Source organism: Vibrio sp. TMPB1044 (assembly GCF_030442075.1).
GTDB lineage: Bacteria > Pseudomonadota > Gammaproteobacteria > Enterobacterales > Vibrionaceae > Vibrio > Vibrio satsumensis.
In genome coordinates, this window is sequence record NZ_JAUJED010000014.1 from 171,852 (window position 1) to 193,786 (window position 21,935).

General features: G+C 43.9%; 20 protein-coding genes and 1 pseudogene. 17 read left to right on the forward strand and 4 right to left on the reverse strand.

Annotation, left to right across the window (positions count from 1 at the left end):
* Positions 1–21: 21 nt before the first annotated feature.
* From QQ041_RS08995 to QQ041_RS09015, 5 genes are all read left to right on the forward strand, one after another.
* The gene (locus QQ041_RS08995; RefSeq protein ID WP_285953657.1) at positions 22–1,917 is read left to right on the forward strand and encodes a hypothetical protein; all 1,896 of its coding nucleotides are present in this window, start codon (positions 22–24) and stop codon (positions 1,915–1,917) included.
* A gap of 320 nt (positions 1,918–2,237) precedes the next feature.
* The gene (locus QQ041_RS09000; RefSeq protein WP_285953658.1) at positions 2,238–2,420 is read left to right on the forward strand and encodes a DUF2158 domain-containing protein; all 183 of its coding nucleotides are present in this window, start codon (positions 2,238–2,240) and stop codon (positions 2,418–2,420) included.
* Between the two features lie 7 nt (positions 2,421–2,427).
* The gene (locus QQ041_RS09005; protein ID WP_285953659.1) at positions 2,428–2,694 is read left to right on the forward strand and encodes a hypothetical protein; all 267 of its coding nucleotides are present in this window, start codon (positions 2,428–2,430) and stop codon (positions 2,692–2,694) included.
* A gap of 177 nt (positions 2,695–2,871) precedes the next feature.
* Positions 2,872–3,585, forward strand: a complete 714-nt coding sequence (locus QQ041_RS09010; RefSeq protein ID WP_285953660.1) for a hypothetical protein — start codon at positions 2,872–2,874, stop codon at positions 3,583–3,585.
* Positions 3,586–3,592: 7 nt separating this feature from the next.
* Positions 3,593–4,267 carry a hypothetical protein gene (locus tag QQ041_RS09015; protein ID WP_285953661.1) on the forward strand — a complete coding sequence of 225 codons (675 nt, stop codon included), beginning with the start codon at positions 3,593–3,595 and terminating at the stop codon, positions 4,265–4,267.
* A gap of 185 nt (positions 4,268–4,452) precedes the next feature.
* Here QQ041_RS09015 and QQ041_RS09020 read toward each other — a convergent pair.
* Positions 4,453–4,707, reverse strand: a pseudogene (locus QQ041_RS09020) (hypothetical protein).
* A gap of 189 nt (positions 4,708–4,896) precedes the next feature.
* Between QQ041_RS09020 and QQ041_RS09025 the strand changes: the two are divergent.
* The 3 genes from QQ041_RS09025 (at position 4,897) to QQ041_RS09035 (ending at position 6,494) form a co-directional block, all read left to right on the forward strand.
* The gene (locus QQ041_RS09025) at positions 4,897–5,181 is read left to right on the forward strand and encodes a hypothetical protein (RefSeq protein ID WP_285953662.1); all 285 of its coding nucleotides are present in this window, start codon (positions 4,897–4,899) and stop codon (positions 5,179–5,181) included.
* A gap of 181 nt (positions 5,182–5,362) precedes the next feature.
* Positions 5,363–5,902, forward strand: coding sequence for a YaeQ family protein (locus tag QQ041_RS09030; protein ID WP_017631131.1), 540 nt, complete (start codon positions 5,363–5,365; stop codon positions 5,900–5,902).
* Positions 5,895–6,494: a hypothetical protein gene (locus QQ041_RS09035; RefSeq protein ID WP_285953663.1), complete on the forward strand. Its 600-nt coding sequence runs from the start codon at positions 5,895–5,897 to the stop codon at positions 6,492–6,494. The genes QQ041_RS09030 and QQ041_RS09035 overlap by 8 nt, the downstream gene beginning before the upstream one ends.
* A 258-nt stretch (positions 6,495–6,752) precedes the next feature.
* On the opposite strand, the gene folE is transcribed toward QQ041_RS09035, so the two are convergent.
* Positions 6,753–7,406, reverse strand: a complete 654-nt coding sequence (folE, locus tag QQ041_RS09040; protein WP_017061725.1) for a GTP cyclohydrolase I FolE — start codon at positions 7,404–7,406, stop codon at positions 6,753–6,755.
* Positions 7,407–7,615: 209 nt separating this feature from the next.
* Here folE and moeA point away from each other — a divergent pair, with 209 nt between their 5' ends.
* The 7 genes from moeA (at position 7,616) to QQ041_RS09075 (ending at position 16,688) form a co-directional block, all read left to right on the forward strand.
* A complete protein-coding gene (gene moeA / locus QQ041_RS09045; RefSeq protein ID WP_285953664.1) occupies positions 7,616–8,851 on the forward strand; it encodes a molybdopterin molybdotransferase MoeA in 1,236 nt (411 codons plus the stop codon).
* Positions 8,852–8,863: 12 nt separating this feature from the next.
* A complete protein-coding gene (gene moeB / locus QQ041_RS09050) occupies positions 8,864–9,613 on the forward strand; it encodes a molybdopterin-synthase adenylyltransferase MoeB (RefSeq protein ID WP_285953665.1) in 750 nt (249 codons plus the stop codon).
* A 260-nt stretch (positions 9,614–9,873) separates the two neighbouring features.
* Positions 9,874–12,009, forward strand: a complete 2,136-nt coding sequence (locus QQ041_RS09055; RefSeq protein WP_285953666.1) for an LruC domain-containing protein — start codon at positions 9,874–9,876, stop codon at positions 12,007–12,009.
* A gap of 11 nt (positions 12,010–12,020) precedes the next feature.
* A complete protein-coding gene (locus QQ041_RS09060; RefSeq protein ID WP_285953667.1) occupies positions 12,021–12,623 on the forward strand; it encodes a hypothetical protein in 603 nt (200 codons plus the stop codon).
* Between the two features lie 161 nt (positions 12,624–12,784).
* Positions 12,785–13,099, forward strand: coding sequence for a hypothetical protein (locus QQ041_RS09065; RefSeq protein WP_171369036.1), 315 nt, complete (start codon positions 12,785–12,787; stop codon positions 13,097–13,099).
* Positions 13,100–13,149: 50 nt separating this feature from the next.
* Entirely contained in the window at positions 13,150–13,998 is an 849-nt protein-coding gene (locus QQ041_RS09070; protein WP_285953668.1) for a sulfurtransferase, read from the forward strand.
* Positions 13,999–14,384: 386 nt separating this feature from the next.
* The gene (locus tag QQ041_RS09075) at positions 14,385–16,688 is read left to right on the forward strand and encodes a bifunctional diguanylate cyclase/phosphodiesterase (protein ID WP_285953669.1); all 2,304 of its coding nucleotides are present in this window, start codon (positions 14,385–14,387) and stop codon (positions 16,686–16,688) included.
* Positions 16,689–16,782: 94 nt separating this feature from the next.
* Here the strand turns inward: QQ041_RS09075 and QQ041_RS09080 are convergent, their stop codons facing one another.
* On the reverse strand, positions 16,783–17,787 hold the full coding sequence (locus QQ041_RS09080; RefSeq protein ID WP_132969104.1) for a sugar-binding transcriptional regulator: 1,005 nt from the start codon (positions 17,785–17,787) through the stop codon (positions 16,783–16,785).
* A 459-nt stretch (positions 17,788–18,246) separates the two neighbouring features.
* On the opposite strand from QQ041_RS09080, the gene tal reads away from it, so the two are divergent.
* Both tal and tkt read left to right on the forward strand, forming a co-directional pair.
* Positions 18,247–19,197: a transaldolase gene (tal, locus tag QQ041_RS09085; protein WP_146490793.1), complete on the forward strand. Its 951-nt coding sequence runs from the start codon at positions 18,247–18,249 to the stop codon at positions 19,195–19,197.
* A gap of 86 nt (positions 19,198–19,283) precedes the next feature.
* Positions 19,284–21,275, forward strand: a complete 1,992-nt coding sequence (gene tkt / locus QQ041_RS09090) for a transketolase (protein ID WP_285953670.1) — start codon at positions 19,284–19,286, stop codon at positions 21,273–21,275.
* 96 nt (positions 21,276–21,371) lie between these two features.
* Here the strand turns inward: tkt and QQ041_RS09095 are convergent, their stop codons facing one another.
* Positions 21,372–21,920, reverse strand: a complete 549-nt coding sequence (locus tag QQ041_RS09095; protein ID WP_261383428.1) for a hypothetical protein — start codon at positions 21,918–21,920, stop codon at positions 21,372–21,374.
* Positions 21,921–21,935: the final 15 nt, after the last annotated feature.

A 21,935-nucleotide genomic window follows, 5' to 3' on the forward strand; every position in this document is an offset into this window, starting at 1 on the left:
ATCAACAAAAGGCTATCCAGAATGAAAATGAAACTGTCTGTTCTCATGGATATGAAAGATAAAACTTCAGCTGTTCTCAAAGGGATGAGTGGCGAGAGTGACTATTACGCCAAGTCCATCAAAAAGGTACAGAGAACACAGGCTGATGACTCTGCAGCAATGGGGATGATTGATTCTTTAAAAACGTCACGAAAAGCAATGGACAAGAACGCCATTGCTGTTGCTGCAGTCAGCGAAAAGCTTGAGGAGTTAAAAGTAAAAGCAGCAGGCGTTGAATCCCCAAGCGCTGCGCTCACGGAGAAAATCACAAAGCAGCAAGCTAAGCTGAGCAAACTGAACACTGAGCAAGAGGGTTACAAATCCCATTTAGAGAAGCTCGATACCCAGTTAAAAAAGACAGGAGTAAATACAGGGAATCTCGATGATGAGTACGACCGACTGAATCGAAGTTATAAGAAACACGGTAAGGAAATTGGCAGGCTCAGTAAGCGTTATACCACCTTACAAAGAGTCATGATCCCGATTCAAAAGCTGAGCCGTTCCATCAAATTTCCCAAGGTCGGCGCTGCAGCGGCAGGAAAAGGAGCCGCGCTGTTAAGTGGTTTGAGCTTTGCTGGGTTAGTAACACAAGTGAATGGCGCGGCAGGTGAAATGGATAACCTAGCAAAGACATCGGCAACCCTAACCCTACCCATTCAAGAACTCCAAGCCATGCAGTCCCAAGCTGAACATGCGGGGGTAAGCTCTGATGCCCTGTCTAACTCTATGCTTCGCTTTACCAAGCGGCTTGGCGTGCTGCAAAAAACGGGGGCTGGTGCGTTAGGCTCTTACCTCAAGAAGAGTGAGAACGCGCTGCATAAAGATTTACAAGGCGCGAAAGACACTAAGCAGGCTTATGAAATGCTCCTTGAAGAGTTTTCTCAGCTTGAAACGCCGCAAGAGCAAATGGCCTTTGCGGACGCGGCCTTTGGACAAGACGGTCGTAAAATGCTGATCATGTTACGTGAAGGCACTGAAGGGTTAACGACAGCAAGAAAAGAACTTAATGCATTGGGTGGCGGTGTGACTGCAGAAGATGCGGCGAAAGCGGAAGCCTACAACGATGCTTTGCAAAAAATCGAAGAAAGCGTTCGCTCTATGAAGTTTGCAGCACTTGCCCCCATCATGGAAAAAGCGACTAAAGCATTCACCCAGTTTTCTGAGAAGTTTAAGAACGCAGCTTGGCGAACCGACTTCATCGAAAAGCTTATCCAAACCGTAGATGGTCTTTATCAAGGTTTTGAACTGCTAGGTAAAGGGCTTATTTGGTTAGCGCAAAACTTTAAAGGGATTCTGGCGACGGTCGCCATTTTGAAAGTGGCTCTGATTGCTTTAAATGCGGCGGTTCTGGCAAACCCTATCGGGCTTATGGTGGCCGCTGTTGCTGCTGCAGTAATCGCGATTACTTATTTAATCGATAAGTTCATTGGCTTAGACAAAGTCATTAAATGGATTGGTGACGGCATTGGCTGGTTATGGGGTAAATTCAAAGCGCTGATCAACAAACTGCCAGATGCGCTCATCCCCGATGGGTGGAAAATTCAAACTGATGAAGCTGGTCAAGAAGTCGATAACTTAGCCGCTAAACTCAACCGTATTGAAGATAAAAGCGCAACACTTGGCATTACGACCAATGAAACCCAAAACAAAACTGAGCGAACCCAAACCGAGCAGGGATACCACGCTTATCAAGCTGGAGGGGTTCAGCCTATTAAGCAAAGCACAGCTTATAGTCCTCTAGGTAACCAAACCGTGAAAAGTAAATCTGAAGTGTCACTCACCATCAAATCGGATAAGCCGGTTGCAATTGAGAAAGCGCAAAGTGAAAAAGGCACAGATTTGAACTTAGATGTGGGGAATATGGCAACAAGCTTTTAGCTTCCATGTTTGAGATTACATAAAAAATCTCTTACTGGTCAGATTAAGTAGCATCTGTTCATAACCGTTTGCCTTACTCAAAGTTATCCACTTTTCGAATGCAGTTCGCTGTAAATCCCCGAGTTGTATCACGGAGGCAAATTCGACATAGCTATCAACACTCACACGACCCTGCTTTAGTTGCAAGCCTATGCGATAGTTCCATATTTTCAAATATATCCAAACTTTCTAGTTAATAGCAGTTGTTAAGTAACTACTTGAAAATTTTTATTCCGCCACCATATATAATGTGTAATCAATTGCATTAAAAGGAGATGATTATGTCTAATGGTTCATTATACAAAGTTGGTGAAATCGTAAAGTTAAAATCTGGTGGTCCAGATATGACAATTAAACAAGTTTACACTGCTGATAAAGATTATCGTTGCCAGTGGTTTGCTGGCAAAAAACTTGATAATGGTATTTTTCCGCATGATTCATTAATCAAAGTTGTACAAGAGTGAATAGCTTATGAATGTTCAGCAAGCTGCTGATTGGATGCAGCTAGAGCTAGAAGGTCAAGGGTGTCTGTACCAAGATGATGCTGTCGATTTTCTTGTTAAATCTAATGCTGAGGGCTTATTGCGGGAAAATGCAGATGGAAATCTTGTTCTTAGTCGACAGATACTGTCTGCTTTCAAAAAGTTAAATGCCGATACAGTGGTTTGGGTAAAGCCAGATAAATACTGGCGATTCCGTACCGCTGAAGATGAAGACGGTCGTGACGCAAGAGGCTGAATTTTAGTAGGGAACTGTTTAAAAAACTCCCAATGCTTGGCCGTATTAGACCAACGTTGGGTTTCTTTACTCTGGTTCAATAGCTCATATTTTTATAACTCTTTCTATGATGCTAGCGGAGTTAAAGCATTGTAATATAGCGTACCAACGAGGCAACTTTAATTAGGACAACCGACTGTGCCGACTTTAGATGATTTATCTTTCCTGTTTACCGACAGTTTTACTTCATTAACAATTTTAATACCGGTAATTGGAGCCTTAGCAACGATCTTTGATTGGCTCAAAAACCACACTAAGGTAGTTCGACTTTCTGACCCTACGCACTTAGCATTGATAGCAAACCTCATTGGTGTAGTGTGCATTTTTAACAATTTATATTTGCTTGCGTACTTAGCCTATCTAATTAATTTTGGAACCATACTTTTTCGCATTTCGAAGCAACGCACAACTTATAATGGACATTCAGATCTTGTTAGGTTTCAAAACAACCTAGCTTCATGCCTTAATCCTACACTGATGCTTTTTGTCACTATGAACTTACATGGGTTACATGCAAGTTCTCAACAATTCATGACATTCTACAATCAAAATGATCTTATCTATTCCAGTATCAATAATCTTTACTTAGGTCAAAAAGACATTGTCGACCGTATGAGTGAAAATGTGGATACTATATCTAGTTTGGTTAAATCTATTGAGCAACTAACTACTCAAGATGAACAACAGGTAAATTTAATAGGAAACATGGTTAAAATTGAACAAAGCTTAGTTGATAACGTGGATTCAATTAGAGCTAATCAAGCTGAATTACTTTCTATTCAGATGAATCAAGTGGCAACAATGGAACGACTTAGTTCTTCTGGGGCGAATTTAAAATCGGGACAAAATTAGGAAAAACATGCAAGATATTTGGTTGGTGGTTTTAAAATGGAATTGGAATGGGATCGTTCAAGCCGTCTCAGGGTTAATTACCGCGACTATAGCTTACTTGGCACTCTCATCTTGGAAAATTCAACAGAAATCGGCGAAAGTAAACGCTTTGTTCGATGAATTGATTGCGGAAGTCAATGAATATATCCGTCATATTGCAGTCCCTACACAGTTTGTAAAGTTGAGTCATATCCGGTTTGAATCACATAAAGACTATATTTATCTAGATAAGTCACTTCCTCATCCAGAAGTTGTTTATGTAATAAATGAATTTGGAGATGACTTGTCAAAACAGATAATTGCAGCGCTTGAACCTAGTGGTCAAAATGCTAGTCGTATAAAGTCTTTATTGGTTCGTCTTCAGCTTCATCAACCACTCGGTTTTGAAGATTGCATAAACGCATGCAATTTCATTATTTGGCAACATAGTAGAATGCAGGCATTTGCTATAACTTTGAGTAGTTCTCACATGAACTGGGATAATTCAATGGTGATTAAAAGTGTTGAAGATTCGCTGGCTATAACGGCGGAGGATATAGAAGAACATATCAACCAGAACTACGATAATTTATTAAAATACATATCAAAAACCTACAAAATCATCTATCACAATCCAAACAAAGCGTTTCAAAACCCATTATGAAAAAGAAAGCCGAAACTAAATAAGTCCGGCTTCTTTCCCTTGATATGACCCAAAAGGAGGACTGGTTAATCCAACAAGGCGTTTCTCGCTCCAGTCGAAGCTACTTTATCAACAATACTTATGTCCCGTTAGTCGTTCATGATTAAACTTTTAGCGCACCCCATAATGGCCATACTTTTCTAATCTTATTTTTTGATGTTTGCTATTGCTCTAGCTAACCCGAGTAGATACGTAGAATTTTTAATTTCCAATTCGGATTGAATGCCCAAGAGCGCTATTCCTGCAAATATTTGTTGTGGCCTCACCACTTGTCCTGGCGGTAGTTCCATAGTGTCGTATAACATTTTGAACTATTCCCAATCTTCACTAATGCTCAGTTCTTGTCATTTGCAATCTAACTCTCGAAAAATGTAATTCTTACTCATTTCGCGATACTTCAATGATAAAACCTCTAAATACAAGAGGCTGCACTGATCCAAGGAGATATGCACAATTGAACACAAGCAGACAAAGTGCGCACTGTACTAAGGCTCGATCTTTGTTAAGTCACTCGCCTCCTGGAGTAGATGCGCTTGCAGATTTTTCAATGCCCATTTAAGAATGAAACTGAATTAATAAGAGGAGCTAGAATGGTCGTTAACCCACCAGAATTAGAACCGTTTTTCCATTTCGTTCGTGTGTCTATTGTCAGAGCACTAGGAGGCGATGAAGAAGCATACTGTTCGAACGAAACACTAGAGCAATATATAAACGCAACCAATAGCAAAATCACTCCGTTACTCTACGACTTCTTCGTAAAATTCGATTACTTGTACGCGCTGCAGCAAGCAAACACGCCACTAAGTACCGAAGAGTCAGAAGTACTACTTTCAGCCCAAGACTTGATTGACGAAATTCACCTTACTGTCATGTGATCCCCTTCTTGTTAGGTCGCCATAAGCGCTTAAAATAATTGGGGTGTACCGAAAGCCTCATCTTGCTAGCTAACTGCTCTACTTCGTTTATACTAGGCACAACTTACCTATAGGCTGTGATTTCAAAAAACTCATTGGTACACCTATAGTACACCTCATCCGATTGGAACCCTTACATCACATGGCTCTCAAACCCACAATCTACAAGTTTCGTATCTCTTTAACTGATATGAATCGCGACTATTACGACTCTTTTAATCTAACGGTTGCACAACACCCTTCTGAAACAGAACAGCGAATGATGGCTAGAATCATGGCTTTCTGTATCAATGCCTCTCCTGAACTTGAGTTCACTAAAGGGTTGTCTAGCATTGAAGAACCCGATTTATGGCAGAAATCGTTAGATGATCAAATCCTAGAATGGGTTGATGTCGGCGAACCCGATCCAGAGCGTGTTAAGAAAGCAACTCGCCTATCTAAATCAGTGCGTGTATTCAGCTTCAACACTAAATCAAACGTGTGGTGGGAGCAGAACAAAGGTAAATTCGGTTACCTGAAAGCTCAGATCGTTCGTCTAGACAACGATGGTATTGAGCAGCTTGCAGCGATGACACAACGCACGATGGATCTTTCAGTGATGCTGACTGGCAACTCTGCTTTCGTTAACAGCGATACTCAATCGGCTGAAGTAACGTGGGAAGAGCTACAGAGTAATGACTGAGCTTCCAACTAGTGATCAGCAGAAACTTGAAGCAAATCAGCAAGTAAAAACCAAGCTGCACTCTTGTTTGAAAGAGTCTGGTTTAGACTCAGTAGCCGCGATTGCGACAGGTTTCGAGAAAGAGCTAACGACTTTTATCGACGAAAACCACGCTCTGTTTAAACACGCTTGTGAGAATAAGCCGGACAACTCTGCACGTCAGACGTTGCTTGGTCTGTTAACCAAGGTACATATCGATGCAAGCTATCGCTTTGAAAGCAATAAAGAAGCGAATGAGGCGATGCAAAATGTATTCGATAACACAGTAGGCACAGAGCACAGCGACAAGTTTCAAAACTCTAACGCTCAACAGTTAAAATTAGTGACTCATTTGTGGTTGTTCATTCAAGGACGGCTAGGAATGGATTACAGCCTAGCCAATGATCATGCTGCTGTAGCCGCTACACTGCTGTCTCGCTTATCGAGAAGCACTGACGATGAGATTCGCGTAGAGTTCATGGCGAGCTTTTATGATGGCTTGAACATCTACCAAGCAGAGAACAAACCGTCAGGTATTGTTCACCACTTAAAGCGTTTGTTTAACCTTTCTTAAGCATTCCACCAGCTGAAACCAAATTTGCGCTTTACACCGTGTAGAGCGCATCTATTTCCAACCACCGCTTGCACTATCACCTCTGAGCATAAAAGCAGATTCCCTACTCGCTCATTCTTGACTCTAGGGAATGACGACATTCTCAGTCATTGCAATTAACTTTACTACAAGTACAAAAAAGCCCCGCGAGTGCGAGGCTTAAAATCTTGGTTGTCGATTTTCTGAGGCTAAATCGAGCTTATCAAATAACGAAACGTATTAACGCAGGCCGTGCAAGAATTCGTGGCGCGTTGCTGGGTTTGATCTAAAAATACCGCCCAGTGCTGTTGTTGTCGTTTCGCTGGTTGCGTCCATTACACCACGTGATTTCACGCAGTAGTGAACCGCATCCATGGTTACAGCAACGTCATCGGTTTCTAATAGCGTTTGCAATGCAACAAGGATCTGCTGTGTCATACGCTCTTGAACTTGCGGGCGCTGAGCAAAGAATCGAACAATACGGTTAATCTTTGAAAGGCCGATGATTTTCCCACGAGGGATATAGGCTACCGCTGTCTTACCATCAATCGTCACTAAGTGGTGTTCACAAGTACTGGTCACGGTAATGTCTTTTACACGTACCATCTCACGAACACCCATCTTATTTTCGATTACGGTAATTTTAGGGAAATTGGCGTAATCCAAACCAGAGAAAATTTCATCCACGTACATTTTAGCAATACGTTGCGGTGTTTCTTCCAAACTATCGTCCGTAAGATCAAGTTCAAGGAGAGTTAGAATCTCACGCATATGGTGTTCGATTCGTTCCTTTTTCTCTTCTCGGCTAACCTGGTTAGGACTCATTGGTGTCTCTAATCCGCGGCTTGCTAGCGCATCTTTAACCAACTTCGCTGATTCGCTAAGACCTGACATTGAACTTCCTCTTTTATTACCCCTTTTGGATGGCAGACAAGGATACTCGGAATTTTGAATAATTACACCCATATTTTAAGGGAGGTCATTATTTACGGACCTTAAACTATGCTAAAGTGACTGCAATTTCGTTGGCGAACTTTTTAGTCTCAAAACCGATTCTGATGCCAACCATCAAATAAAATAATAACGATCAAAGGAATTCAATTATGGGCTGTTGCGACGCTCCGGGCTTGATGCCAATTGAAGAAGCACTAGATAAGCTACTATCACCAATTAAACCTATTCAAACGACCTTATCGCTGCCATTGGCAGATGCATTAGGTTACGTACTTGCTGAAGATATCCTCTCCCCTATTTTCGTACCTCCTTTTGATAACTCAGCAATGGACGGTTACGCGCTACGTTTAGCGGACCTAGAAAACGGTAAAGTACTGCCCTTAGCAGGCAAATCTTTTGCAGGTCAGCCATTTGAAGGCGAATGGCCAAGCAACACCTGTATTCGCATTATGACAGGAGCTAAAATCCCAGAAGGGTGCGATGCAGTCATCATGCAAGAAAATACTCGCGAAACCGATGCGGGCATCGAAATTCAGCAAGACGACATCAGACTGAACAACAATATTCGCCCTACCGGTGATGACATCAAACAAGGTGACATCGTTCTTAGCCGCGGTGAACGTTTAACGCCTCGCGACATTCCAATGATCGCTTCACTTGGTGTGAGCCATGTGACTGTTGCACACAAACCTAAAGTCGCTTTCTTCTCTACTGGCGATGAGCTAAAACCGCTAGGTCAGCCTCTTGAAGATGGTCAGATCTACGACAGCAACCGCTACGGTATCAAACCACTGATTGAAGCGTTTGGTTGCGAAGCGATTGACCTAGGCATCATCCCTGATTGCCCTACGACGCTTAAAGAAACCTTCGAGAAAGCTCAAGAATTGGCAGACGTTGTCGTGACTTCCGGTGGCGTAAGTGTTGGCGAAGCCGATTACACCAAAGACATCCTTGAAGAACTTGGTCAAATCGGCTTTTGGAAACTAGCTATCAAACCGGGTAAGCCGTTCGCATTTGGTGAACTAGACAACGCTTGGTTCTGTGGCCTACCGGGTAACCCAGTATCAGCGATGATGACGATGTATGTTTTGGTTCAGCCTATGCTTGCTAAACTTGCAGGTCACACTGCATGGACAGCGCCAGAATCGATCCCTGCTATTACTAAATCTGCATTTAAAAAAGGCCCAGGCCGTACTGACTATCAACGTGGTATCTACTCGATTGAAAACGGTCAATTTGTAGTAGAAACAACAGGTAACCAAAGCTCTGGCGCTTTCCGTTCAATGAGCCTAGCAAACTGCTTTGTGGTACTTGAGCGTGAGCGTGGCCGTGTTGAAGTGGGCGAAACAGTTCAGATTCAATTGTTTAACTCGACGCTTTACTAACAAGGCTTACTGATGGAAATACTGTCTGACGCAGAGATGCTTCGTTACAATCGCCAGATCATTCTTAAGCAGTTTGATTTTGAAGGCCAAGAAGCGCTGAAACAGAGCTCAATCTTAGTGTTGGGTGCAGGAGGCCTTGGTTGTGCCTCTGCTCAATACCTCGCGACTGCGGGCATTGGTAAGCTGACACTGATCGACGACGATATTGTCGAGCTTTCAAACCTGCAGCGACAAGTGCTTCACACCGATGCTGATATTGGTAAAAAGAAAGTCGTTTCAGCCGCCGAATCATTACAGGTGTTAAACCCACACCTAAAAGTTGAGACTGTCGATCACAGGCTCGATGACGAAACGCTTGCGAACCTAATCGAAGCGCATTCGTTAGTGCTTGATGCCAGCGACAATGTTGAAACACGTAATCAACTTAACCGCTTATGCTACGCATCTAAAACGCCATTGGTTTCTGGTGCTGCGATTCGTATGGAAGGTCAGATTAGCGTATTCACTTATCAAGATGAAAATGCACCGTGTTACCAATGCTTAAGCGCTCTGTTCGGCAATGCGGCACTAAGTTGTGTCGAAGCCGGTGTGATGGCGCCAGTAGTTGGTATGGTGGGCGCGGCTCAGGCTTTGGAAGCGATTAAAGTTATTGCTAAGTTTGGACAACCAAAGCAAGGCAAACTTTTGATTCTCGATGCCATGTCTCACAGTTGGCGTGAGATGAATTTAATGAAGATGCCGAATTGTTCGGTGTGTGGTTAAGCTAATCACGAGTAAGATAGCTACTTTATAACTCCTCAAGCCCTGACCAATGTCGGGGCTTTTTATATTTGAACTTGAGTCCAAACATTCCTGATTTCAAATTGAAACATTTCATGAGGAATCAGTTTCATTTGAATTCTCATTTTGAGAAAACAGATTTCCGCTGAAGAGTTAAGAATGAAAACTATCTAAAATCAATAACTTAAAATTGGCACGTAACTTGTAAAAGTATCTATACCTTCCATGACAAGGATGTAGATATGAGAATCACAACGTTAAGTTTGCTATTAAGTGCGCCATTGGTCGCCAACGCAGCGCCATTCGATACCTGCCCTAGTAAGGCATACCTATTTCAGTCGAAACCCGTTGAGGTTTGGGGCGTTAACCTAGTTACCGGCTCAACCACCCTGTTAGAAGACGATACAGGCATGAATGCCAACATCAATGGTGTCGGTTTTGACTTTCAAGACAGATATATTTATGGCTATGACACCACCAACAAACGCTTAGTGCGTCTTGGCCAAGACTTCCAAGCAGAGGTCATCAACACCAGCGGCTTACCAACCGATCACACCTTTTATGTAGGCGATGTCTACGACCATGTTTACTACCTATACCGCACAGGTAAGGGGCTGTTCACCGTTGACCTTTCGCCTTTAGATGCCGATCCAAATGCGACTGTTACCGTTAACAAAATTGTAGGCAGCCCAGCAACCGTAAAATTGACTGATTTCGCCTTTCACCCAAGCGATGGCTCTCTATATGGTATTGATAATAACTCGGGCGGCCTGTACCAATTCAACCCAACCACAGGAGCCGAAACCTACATCGGCGATACCGGTGAGTTAGGTACGTTCGGTGCTGGCTATTTTGATGTCAATGGCTACTACTACGTATCTCGAAACCAAGACGGTAAGATCTACCGAATCAACCTATCTCCCGACAACGCTGCCAATATCGCAGCAGGTATTGTTCCAGCCGATGAATTTGTACCGAATGGCCCAATTTCTGGTCAAAATGATGGTGCTCGTTGTGCTAATGCACCTGTTGTGGATGAAGACTCAAACATCGACTTCGGTGATGCTCCAGACAGCTACCTAACGTTACTGGCGAGTAATGGTCCTCGACATGAGCTTGATGGCATCACTTGGTTGGGTACAACACCACCAGATGCAGACTTGGATGGTTATGTCACTCCACAATCAGATGAAACTATTGGAGTGGACGATGAGTGGGCTAACGGTGGTATCGGTTTTGTTACTGCGCTTGAAGCCGGGCTTGATTCAAAAGTGGTAATTGAAGCTTCAACAACCGGTTACCTTTCGGCTTGGATCGACTGGAACCAAGACGGTAGCTTCGATGGTGCCAACGAACAAGTATTTACAGATTACCTGTTAGATGCTGGTGAAAATGAGTTATTCCTAAATGTCGATATCAACGCACTGACTGGTACCACATGGGCTCGATTCAGATTCAGTCAACAAACCAACTTAAGCTACTTCGGCGGTTCAACCTCCGGTGAGGTAGTGGATATTCAAGTCGACGTATTGAATGATGGTGCGACAGCTCGCTACTTCCCTAGTGCTTCTGGCTACGCAACACTCGCCTACGAAGATAACTGGCCGTACAAAGCCGATTACGATATGAATGACGCAGTCCTATTCTATCGCATAACGGAAATCCTTAAAGATGGCAAAGTAGTTAAATCCACCATCGACGGTCGCCTAGCTGCTGTTGGCGCTACCTATAGAAACGGTTTTGCTGTTCGACTTCCGAACCTAGACCCAAGTTTAGTGAGTAGTGGTAACTCTTACATGAAACACAACGGGGTATTCACAGACCTAGATCTTGAAGAAGGACGCAGCGAGGCAATATTTGTCATTGCAAACGACTTAACTGAGAAAATCACTACCGCTTGTAACTTCTACCGTACCAGCAATGGATGTAAAGAAGACGAGCAGTTCTCCTTCCAAGTTGGTATTACCTTAGCGGGTGATGGTGTTAGCACAGCAAGTTGGACTGATATGCCTTACGACCCATTCATCTTTGCAACACCTGGACATTATCACGGTGAAAACCTACCTCTACATCCAGGACGCAGCTGGGAGGTTCATTTGCCAGACCAAGCGCCAACCGAGGCCTTTGATACCATAAACCTCTTTGAGGCAGGATTAGGCGTCGATGATAGCAACCCAGCAACAGGAAAATATTTTAAAACGACAGAGAATCATCCATGGGCACTGATAATAACTTCAGACGATGAATGGGAATGGCCGCAAGAATACGTGGATATCGTAACTGCTTACCCAGAGTTTAAGCAGTGGGCAGAGTCAAGCGGTAAAAATAACCAGACTTGGTACGCATCACCAGCAGACAACCAATGTTACGAGCCATAAGGAGAGACGTCATGAGTATCAAAGATAAACATAATCGCGAACATCATAACGTTGAGTTGAGAAGCAACCTCTCTAAGGAAAATAATATGTCTGCACAAAGCTCTTGGAACATGAAGAAAACAATGACCGTAGTTTTAGCTACAGCCCCACTCCTACTAGCAGGTTGTGGTGGGGGCGGAGGTGGCGGGGGCGGCAGCACGGCTTCTCCTTCACCGTCTTCACCGGCGACGCTAGCAACACCAGCAACGCCATCACCGTCTCCAGTAGCCAGTGCAGCAGCGGTACCCACTTACACTATGAGTGATTTAGTTGTACCCGACGGTTTTGATTACAGCTCTATAGAGCAGTTTGATATCGACATCGACATCAGTAGTATTTCAATAGACCGTTCATTTGTTACCGTGTATAGCCGTTTTAGTGCTCGTGACGACTCGACATTGAAACCAGACTACTCAAGCAAAGTGATTGCAGGATCATTAAACAATGGTGTGTTTGCCTCTAATTTCACGAGCCCAGTCAGCCACGATTCACTTCTCGTAGAGATTTGGTTTTACGATGGTCAGCCACCTCTACAAAAAGTAGTATCGAGCAGCAATTCTCAGATTGTGTGGTAATGAAAGTTTAGATTCGAATATCTACAGACAAAAGTGAGCAGCAATGCTCACTTTTTTGATCGCTCCAAACCAATAAAAGTGAAAATTATCTAATTAGAGTTCATTCACTTTACTTCGAATCTAACTTATATTTTCAAGATAACCTTCAAAGACTTACTCTCATGAAACAGTTAAAAATAGGTCTATTTATCTTAATGTGCGGTGTCGGCGTATTAGTTGCCCTTACCCATTTTCCGCTGACGTCACAGACGGGGCAACGTATTGAAGCCAAAGTGATTTCGAATACACTCACTCAGTCATTAGATGGACACAGGCGTTATCTTACTGTTCAAACTCAAGACAACAGTGTATTCCGCGTATCTATTGCACCGACCACGGACTGCCCTATTGATTCTGTAGTCTCGCTTGATACATTAAGTAACCAAATCACCGGACAAAGCAGCTATCAGTTCATCCACTGTAGAGCTGCACCTTAGCCGCCGATATAACAACAGCTATAACTACAACAAGAATGGATACAATAAGAATGAATCAGCCACTCATTTCTCCAGAACAACTTCAACAACGTTTGTTAGAGCAAGACAACATCATCATCTTAGACGCCAGTATCGAATTTCAAATTCCAAGTGAGTCTGAAAAGATCAAAGGACAAATGATTCCTGGAGCAATTCGTTTCGACTACGACAAAGACTTCAGCAACAAACATACCCTACTTCCTCACATGTTCCCTTCCGAAAAACACTTCAACACTCGTGCACGTGAAATTGGTATCAACCAAGACAGCACGATTGTGGTGTACGATAACTCCGGAACCTTCGCTTCGCCCCGTGCATGGTGGATGTTTATGGCAATGGGACACAACAACGTACACATTTTAGACGGTGGCTTGCAAGCATGGATTGAAGCGGGTTACGCGACGGACACATCGTACAGAGCTGAAGTAACACCAGGCAATTTCGAAGGCAACATTCAAGAAAACTACTTTGTGGATGCAAAGCAAGTCCTAAGCTATTCAGAAAACAAGAGTGCCAATATTCTAGATGCTCGATCTCAAGCTCGTTTTGATTCAGAAGTGCCTGAACCAAGAGCTGGATTACGCAGCGGGCATATTCCAAACTCAGTTTGTCTACCATTCGCACAAGTGCTGAACAACGGTAAGTTGAAACCACAGAGCGAGCTTACAGAAATCTTTTCTACGTTAGACTTAACGCCAACTCAACCGATGTTCTTTAGCTGTGGTTCAGGTGTGACTGCCTGCATCATTTTGTTGGCTGCTAAATTGGCGGGATACTCGGGTGAAATGGGAGTTTACGATGGCTCATGGACAGAATGGGGCGCTAACGAAAGCCTGCCTATCGCCGTAACAAACCAGTAATTCAACTTCGCTTACTGCCACTGTTAGAATATACTGCGCATGCATAAAGAGCTTGCTGATAATGATGACCTCACATCTCATGAAGTAAGCCTTTGTGCCGCAGTTAACACTATGTTCGCTCGAGGCTAAGACTCGATTAACACTGTTTGATTGGTAATCCACATCAACTTGCTAACCATAACTTGTGATTAATCATAAACTAATCGTTATCAAAATTATGAATACTAATATTTCACTCAAGAATCTCTGCTCATAGTCGTTACACTATTTAATCATTAATACTTTCATTGTGGATATTTGTATCCTTCGTTGCATGAATCACGCTGACGACCCAATAGTTTGTCACTTGCTCTCTGTTAATAGTAGTAACCAACAAAAGGCATCTCATGGCTCTATTTAAGAAAAATATCTGGTCGCTGTACGCTATGATCGTGCTGCTTACCGTGATACTTTTCTCCGTGTTGGGAGTAACAAACTGGAAAGCAAACAGAGACGACTTCATAGAGCAGCAACACATTCAAGTTGAGCTTTTTTCTAGCTCAGTCAACTCACTGCTGACCAGTCAAGAAGCCTTGTTAGAAGTGGTCGGCCATCAACTGGCTCAACAGTCTGATTTCACACGTACTGCGTCTATCCAAATTAGGCCCATTTTAGACAAACTACTTGAAACCCACCCTGCGATAGCAGCGTTTGGCTTGTTGAACACCGACGGTGACTACCTCTCGATCAGCTCAAATCTCCAACTTGCGAATCAAAGGAATTTGCTGCAATACGCACCAACGAGAGACTCCTTTTTAGACGCCCTATCTAGCAGTAGCATGGTGCTTGGCCGTACCTATTTTCAAGAATCGCTGAATAGCTTGGTTATCCCACTGAGAAAATCCATTTCAATCGATGGCAAGAAAGCCGATGCAGTAATGACCGCCGGGCTACGATTAGACGCCACGATCGTATTTGAAAATAATGCTCACGCCGGAAGTTTCAATACACTAAGCCTGCTCAGGACAGACAGCTATCGCCAATTTTATTCGAGTGATATCGAATCTGAGAGTGCGTATTCCTCTCCAGTAGGCAAAGATGTCATACAGCGTATTACACGCACCTTTACCGACCACTTCGGAATTAGCGTGCAAGAAGCGATGAATGGGCAAGAAACCTACTCTTTTGTCGTAGACGATGAACAATACCACTCTTTAATAAGCGCGAAATACATCCCAAACTACAAATTATGGGTGGTAGGGCGTACGGACCTAACTCACGTCGATAGCATATTCATACAAGAGTTCAGCATTCTGTTCGTTGCCTTTATTTTTCTTCAGTTCGGTTTCTACTTTTTGGTTAAGTCGATTGCCAAGAATGAACAACGCACTCGTAGCCAACTCATTTATCAGGCGAACCATGACCCATTAACCTCTCTACCAAACCGTTTGTACATGCGTAAAAATATTGGCAAATGGATTGACGATGACTCAGAGCCATTTTCGCTATTATTTATCGATATCGATAACTTTAAGTGTGTTAATGATACTCACGGGCACGACTTCGGGGACAAGGTACTCAGACAGATTGCGTTACGTTTGATGAGATTCCGTTCTCGACTCAGTTTGTTGGTGCGTGAATCCAGCGACGAGTTTCTATTCTTAACACCGTTAACGAACGAATCTGAGATTAAACGACTCGCCGAGCGGATTATTGAAGTACTTTCTCAACCTTATGAAGTAGAACACTCCCAGTTCTTGCTCGGCTGCAGTATTGGTATTGCTCGCTTCCCCGAACACGGAAAAGATTTGGATAGCTTGCTCCGTTCTGCCGATATTTCAATGTACAAAGCGAAGCAACAACAGAACTCATACAGTATTTTTACCACGGCGCTGCAAGACGCTCACCTCTACAGAATGAAAGTAGAACAAAGGCTACGCATCGCTATCGAGAAACAAACACTGTTCATGGTTTTCCAACCACTGGTTCGTGCAAATGAGAGTATTCACGGTGTAGAAGCACTCGTTCGCTGGATTGATGACGAATTGGGTTTTGTTCCGCCGGATGTCTTTATACCGATAGCAGAGAACACAGGCTTAATGCAAAAACTGGGTACTTTTATTATTGAGTCCAGCATTATGCAGATCACCCACTTGCACCGAACAACCGAACAAAAGATCGGGCTGTCGATCAATATATCTGTTCGTCAGTTTTCCCATAAGTCGTTCTCTGACCACTTATTCGCTACGCTTGAAAAGTATCAGTTCTCTCCAAGCTGTTTAACGCTAGAGATAACGGAGAGTTTGTTCATTGAAGATGTAGCTATAGTGAAACCACTGTTTGAAGCACTCAAAGAAAACGATATTAAGATCTCTCTGGATGACTTCGGTACCGGCTATTCATCGTTGAGCATGTTGAAAGCACTCCCTATCGACGAACTTAAGATTGATAAGAGTTTCATTGAGAACATAACTATAGACCAGCAGTCACTGACTATGGTGCAAAACATTATCGCAATCGGTAAAAACTTCGGCATGGTGGTATTGGCAGAAGGCGTAGAATCAAACGAACACTTCTCGATTCTAAAGGCCTGTGGATGTGATTTGATGCAAGGCTACTACTTCTCTCGCCCTATTCCTTATGATGAGCTGTGTGAATATCTAGCACCAACTCAGGTTGAGACAATAGAGCTACCAGAATCAACGGCATAGCTGTCAGTTGATCTCACCAAGCTCACGAATAACACGATGAATCAAAAAGGGAGCCCAAACGGGCTCCCTTTCGCTTATCAATAACACTTGTACCTTAACGATTTTCGTCTAACTCAGCGTGCTTCATCTGCTCATCTAAGTTTAAAACCGTCAAAGCATTGCTCACACTGGTTGCTATAACATCAACCACGCCCGTTCTTAGCGCACCTAATAAAGCTAATGGTTTACTGTTCTCGGCAGCTATCGCAATCACCTCTGCGATTGGGCGAAACTCTTCTAACCCCAAACCGATCACTCGATCACTCATAACGGTGTTTGCCGCTTTACCGTGAACGTCAAAAAAGTCATAGCCAGCAAAGTCACCAACAACGCCCTGTAATAAACGAGATTGAACCACTTCGCCTGCGGTAAACCAACCTAGGTCAACCATGTAACTGTTTTCGCTCATGTCACCGATACCGACTAATGCAACGTCGGCCTTTCGGGCTAGATCGAGTGTTTGCTTAACGGTGCTGTTTTCCATGAATGCCGTTTTTTGTGCTTTGTTTTCTGCATAAGCGGGCGCGTATAAGGTTTCAGAAGACCCACCGTACTTTTTGGCTAGCTGCCTACATATGTGGTCGGCATTAAACATACCGCCTCTTGGGTGAATACCGCCGATGCCACACACGAACTTACAATCACGAGGGGTAATTACACCAGTATGGTGAGCAACAGACGATACGTTTCGGCCTTGGCCTACTGTCACCACCATGCCATTTTTCAAGGTACTGGTTAAATAGTTAGACACTAAGCCTGCAACTTGGAGTCGCTGCTTCTCTTCATTCGGTTGATCTAGTGCCACAAGTGCGCGTTTCACACCAAAGCGCTCAATTAAGCGTTGTTCTATCTTGGCACTGAATACTGGGTGGTATTTCACGGTGATCTCAACAATGCCCTCATCTCGGGCTTGCTTGAGCATTCGACCAACCTTTGCACGAGAGATAGAGTACTTTTTAGAGATCTCTTCTTGTGTCGCGCCATCCTGATAATAAGCAACCGCCACTTCAGTGAGGAGATCAGTGTTTTCTTCGGAAACATCTTGGATATTCTTACTCATATACCACGCAACCTATATTTAACAATTATTTTACCTACTTTGAGAACAAATGTTCGATGCATCAGCAAGTGATACACAAGTTTACACTGCGAACATATGTAACGACAAGGAACATTTGTTCACGGTGATAGCCTTGGTTTTATTGTTGATTAATTCACCTTCCCATGCCCGTTAAACGTTTGCCCGCATACCCCATGATTACTAGAGCGAAATATATTTGACTGAAGTCACCATACAGGACTATTTACCGTTGACTTTGGTGCTAGATCGGATAAATATGGCTACATCATTTACTCATCGAGCGATCAAATGTTCTGTGCAAATGTTCGTTCGGAGAAAAATTTAAATTAATGTAAGTTTGGCTCACTGGTACAACCATTGAGAACTTCATTAGTTAGCTTGCAAATGCCCGCACCTCTCCCATTAAAGGGGTGTTATGCGATACATAGGATGATCAAAATGAGCAATAAATTAGAGCAACTTCGTAAACTAACAACTGTTGTAGCTGACACTGGCGATATTGAAGCTATCAGCAAGTACACTCCTGAAGATGCAACAACTAACCCATCTCTAATTCTTAAAGCCGCTCAAATTGCTGAGTACGCTCCTCTAATCGATGCTTCTATCGAATACGCTAAAGCGCAAAGCGATGACAAAGCACAGCAAGTTCAAGACACTTGTGACATGCTTAACGTAAACATCGGTAAAGAAATCCTTAAAGTAGTTCCAGGCCGTATCTCGACTGAAGTTGATGCTCGTCTTTCTTACGACATGGAAGGCAGCGTTGCTAAAGCTCGTCAGCTTATCAAAATGTACAACGACGCTGGCATCACGAACGACCGCATCCTTATCAAACTGGCTTCAACTTGGGAAGGTATCCGCGCTGCTGAAATCCTAGAGAAAGAAGGCATCAACTGTAACCTAACGCTTCTATTCTCTTTCGCTCAAGCTCGTGCTTGTGCTGAAGCTGGAGTATTCCTAATCTCTCCTTTCGTAGGTCGCATCATGGACTGGTACAAGGCGAAAGAAGGTCGTGATTTCGAAGCTTCAGAAGATCCAGGTGTAATCTCTGTTTCAGATATCTACAACTACTACAAAGACCACGGTTACAAAACTGTTGTTATGGGCGCAAGCTTCCGTAACATCGGCGAGATCCTTGAACTTGCTGGTTGTGACCGTCTAACTATCGCACCTCAACTTCTAGCAGACCTAGAAGCAGCAGAAGGTGAAGTAGTAGAGAAGCTAATCGACTCTAACGGTACTAAAGAGCGTCCAGCAGCGATGACTCACGCTGAGTTCCTATGGGATCACAACCAAGACGCAATGGCTGTTGAGAAACTAGCTGAAGGCATCCGCAACTTCGCAGTTGACCAAGGCAAACTAGAAGAAATGATTGCAGCTAAGCTGTAATCACTCTTACCAAATTCAAATAGGGGAACGTTCAGTTCCCCTACTTTTATCAATTTGTTTATCTTAATTTTTATTCGGAAGTTTCTATGAACCGCAAACATCTAGCTAACGCTATTCGTGCTCTAAGCATGGACGGCGTACAACAAGCAAACTCTGGTCACCCTGGCGCACCTATGGGTATGGCTGACATCGCTGAAGTACTTTGGCGCTCTCACCTAAACCACAACCCAGCAAACCCAGAGTGGGCTGACCGCGACCGTTTTATCCTGTCTAACGGCCACGGCTCTATGCTGATTTACTCTCTGCTTCACCTAGCAGGTTACGAGCTTTCAATTGAAGATCTTAAGAACTTCCGTCAACTTCACTCTAAGACTCCGGGTCACCCAGAGTACGGTTATGCACCAGGCATCGAGACGACTACTGGTCCTCTAGGTCAAGGCATCACTAACGCTGTTGGTATGGCAATGGCTGAGAAAGCGCTTGCGGCACAATTCAACAAAGAAGGCCACGACATCGTAGACCACTACACTTATGCATTCATGGGTGACGGCTGTCTGATGGAAGGTATCTCTCACGAAGCATGCTCTCTAGCGGGTACGCTAGGTCTTGGTAAGCTGGTTGCTTTCTGGGATGACAACGGTATCTCCATCGATGGTGAAGTTGAAGGTTGGTTCTCTGACGATACACCTAAGCGTTTCGAAGCTTACGGCTGGCACGTAATCCCAGCAGTAGATGGTCACGACTCTGACGCTATCAACGCAGCAATTGAAGCGGCTAAAGCAGATCCTCGCCCTACTCTAATCTGTACTAAAACAGTAATTGGCTTTGGTTCTCCAAACAAAGCAGGTACGCACGACTGTCACGGTGCACCACTAGGCGCTGAAGAAATTGCAGCAACACGTAAAGAATTAGGTTGGGAGCACGGTCCTTTTGAAATTCCGTCGGAAGTTTACTCAGAGTGGGATGCGAAAGAAGCAGGCGCAGCTAAGGAAGCAGCGTGGAACGAGAAACTTGCAGCTTATGAAGCAGCATACCCTGAGCTGGCAGCTGAATTCAAACGCCGCGTAAACGGTGATCTTCCTGCAGAATGGGAAGAGAAAGCATCGGCAATCATCGCTGATCTTCAAGCTAACCCAGCAAACATCGCATCACGTAAAGCATCTCAAAATGCACTAGAAGCGTTCGGTGCTATGCTACCTGAATTCATGGGCGGCTCTGCTGACCTTGCGCCTTCTAACCTAACCATGTGGTCTGGTTCTAAGTCTCTTGAAGCAAACGACTTCTCAGGTAACTACATCCACTACGGTGTACGTGAATTCGGTATGACAGCTATCATGAACGGTATCGCCCTGCACGGTGGTTTCGTACCATACGGCGCAACGTTCCTAATGTTCATGGAATACGCTCGTAACGCTATGCGTATGGCAGCTCTGATGAAAACTCAGAACATCCAAGTTTACACGCATGACTCTATCGGTCTTGGCGAAGATGGTCCTACTCACCAACCGGTTGAGCAGATCGCTTCTCTACGTCTAACTCCAAACATGAGCACATGGCGCCCATGTGACCAAGTTGAATCTGCAGTGGCTTGGAAACTGGCAATCGAGCGTAAAGATGGTCCTTCTGCACTTATCTTCTCTCGTCAAAACCTTGCACAACAAGATCGTGACGCTGAGCAAGTTGCTAACATCGCTAAGGGTGGTTACATCCTGAAAGATTGTGAAGGCAAGCCAGAGCTTATCCTTATCGCAACAGGTTCTGAAGTTGAACTAGCGGTTAACGCTGCTGCTGAATTAACAACTGAAGGTAAGAAAGTACGCGTAGTTTCTATGCCTGCAACCGACGCGTTTGATAAGCAAGACGCTGAATACCGTGAGTCTGTACTTCCATCTGACGTTACTGCTCGTATCGCAGTAGAAGCTGGCATCGCTGACTTCTGGTACAAGTACGTTGGTTTCGGTGGCAAGATCATCGGTATGACAACGTTCGGCGAATCTGCACCAGCAGGTGAGCTATTCAAGATGTTTGGTTTCACTACTGAAAACGTAGTAAACACAGCGAAAGAGCTTCTAGCTTAATCTTGAAGACACTGTCTCGCCTTTAAATAGGTTGAAGCATACTAAAAGCCCCGCATGAAAATGCGGGGCTTTTTTGTATCTTTGCGCTTTTAGCCGTTAAAACGTAAACCGCGCACCCACTCGAATCGTATTCTGCTTTAGGTTTTTGCTATAAGTATGGTCATATCCAGCGTCGACAGCGAGCCAAGAAAGAATATCAACCGAACTCACAATCCCGAAGTTATTTAGACCATGTTGATGGGTATCTGAATAGCGATAAAAAGGTTGCAGTGACCAACGATCATTGAGTGATACGACAGCCCCCGCCTCACCAATAAAACCCTCATCGTAATTTTTAATAGTCTCTCGATCACACGGATCCCAAATGGTGTCATTACGGCACGAAGAGCGTCTTTCCGGTCTTACCCAATTCACACCACCAGAGGCATACAATTCAACTTGTTGGCTGACAGAATGGTACAGACCCAAGTGAATGGATAGGTCAGACAATGTCGTTGAAGAGCGTGTCGTCGCGGACGAATCAAAACCTAAGAAGAAAGCATCGTTTAATGCATAGTTTCCACCGAAATAGCCACCATAAAGTTGCTTACTTCCTGAGTTATTGTAGGCACCATCAAAGTAATCTTGAAAGCCATCGTCACTCACCCTCGTATTCTGATA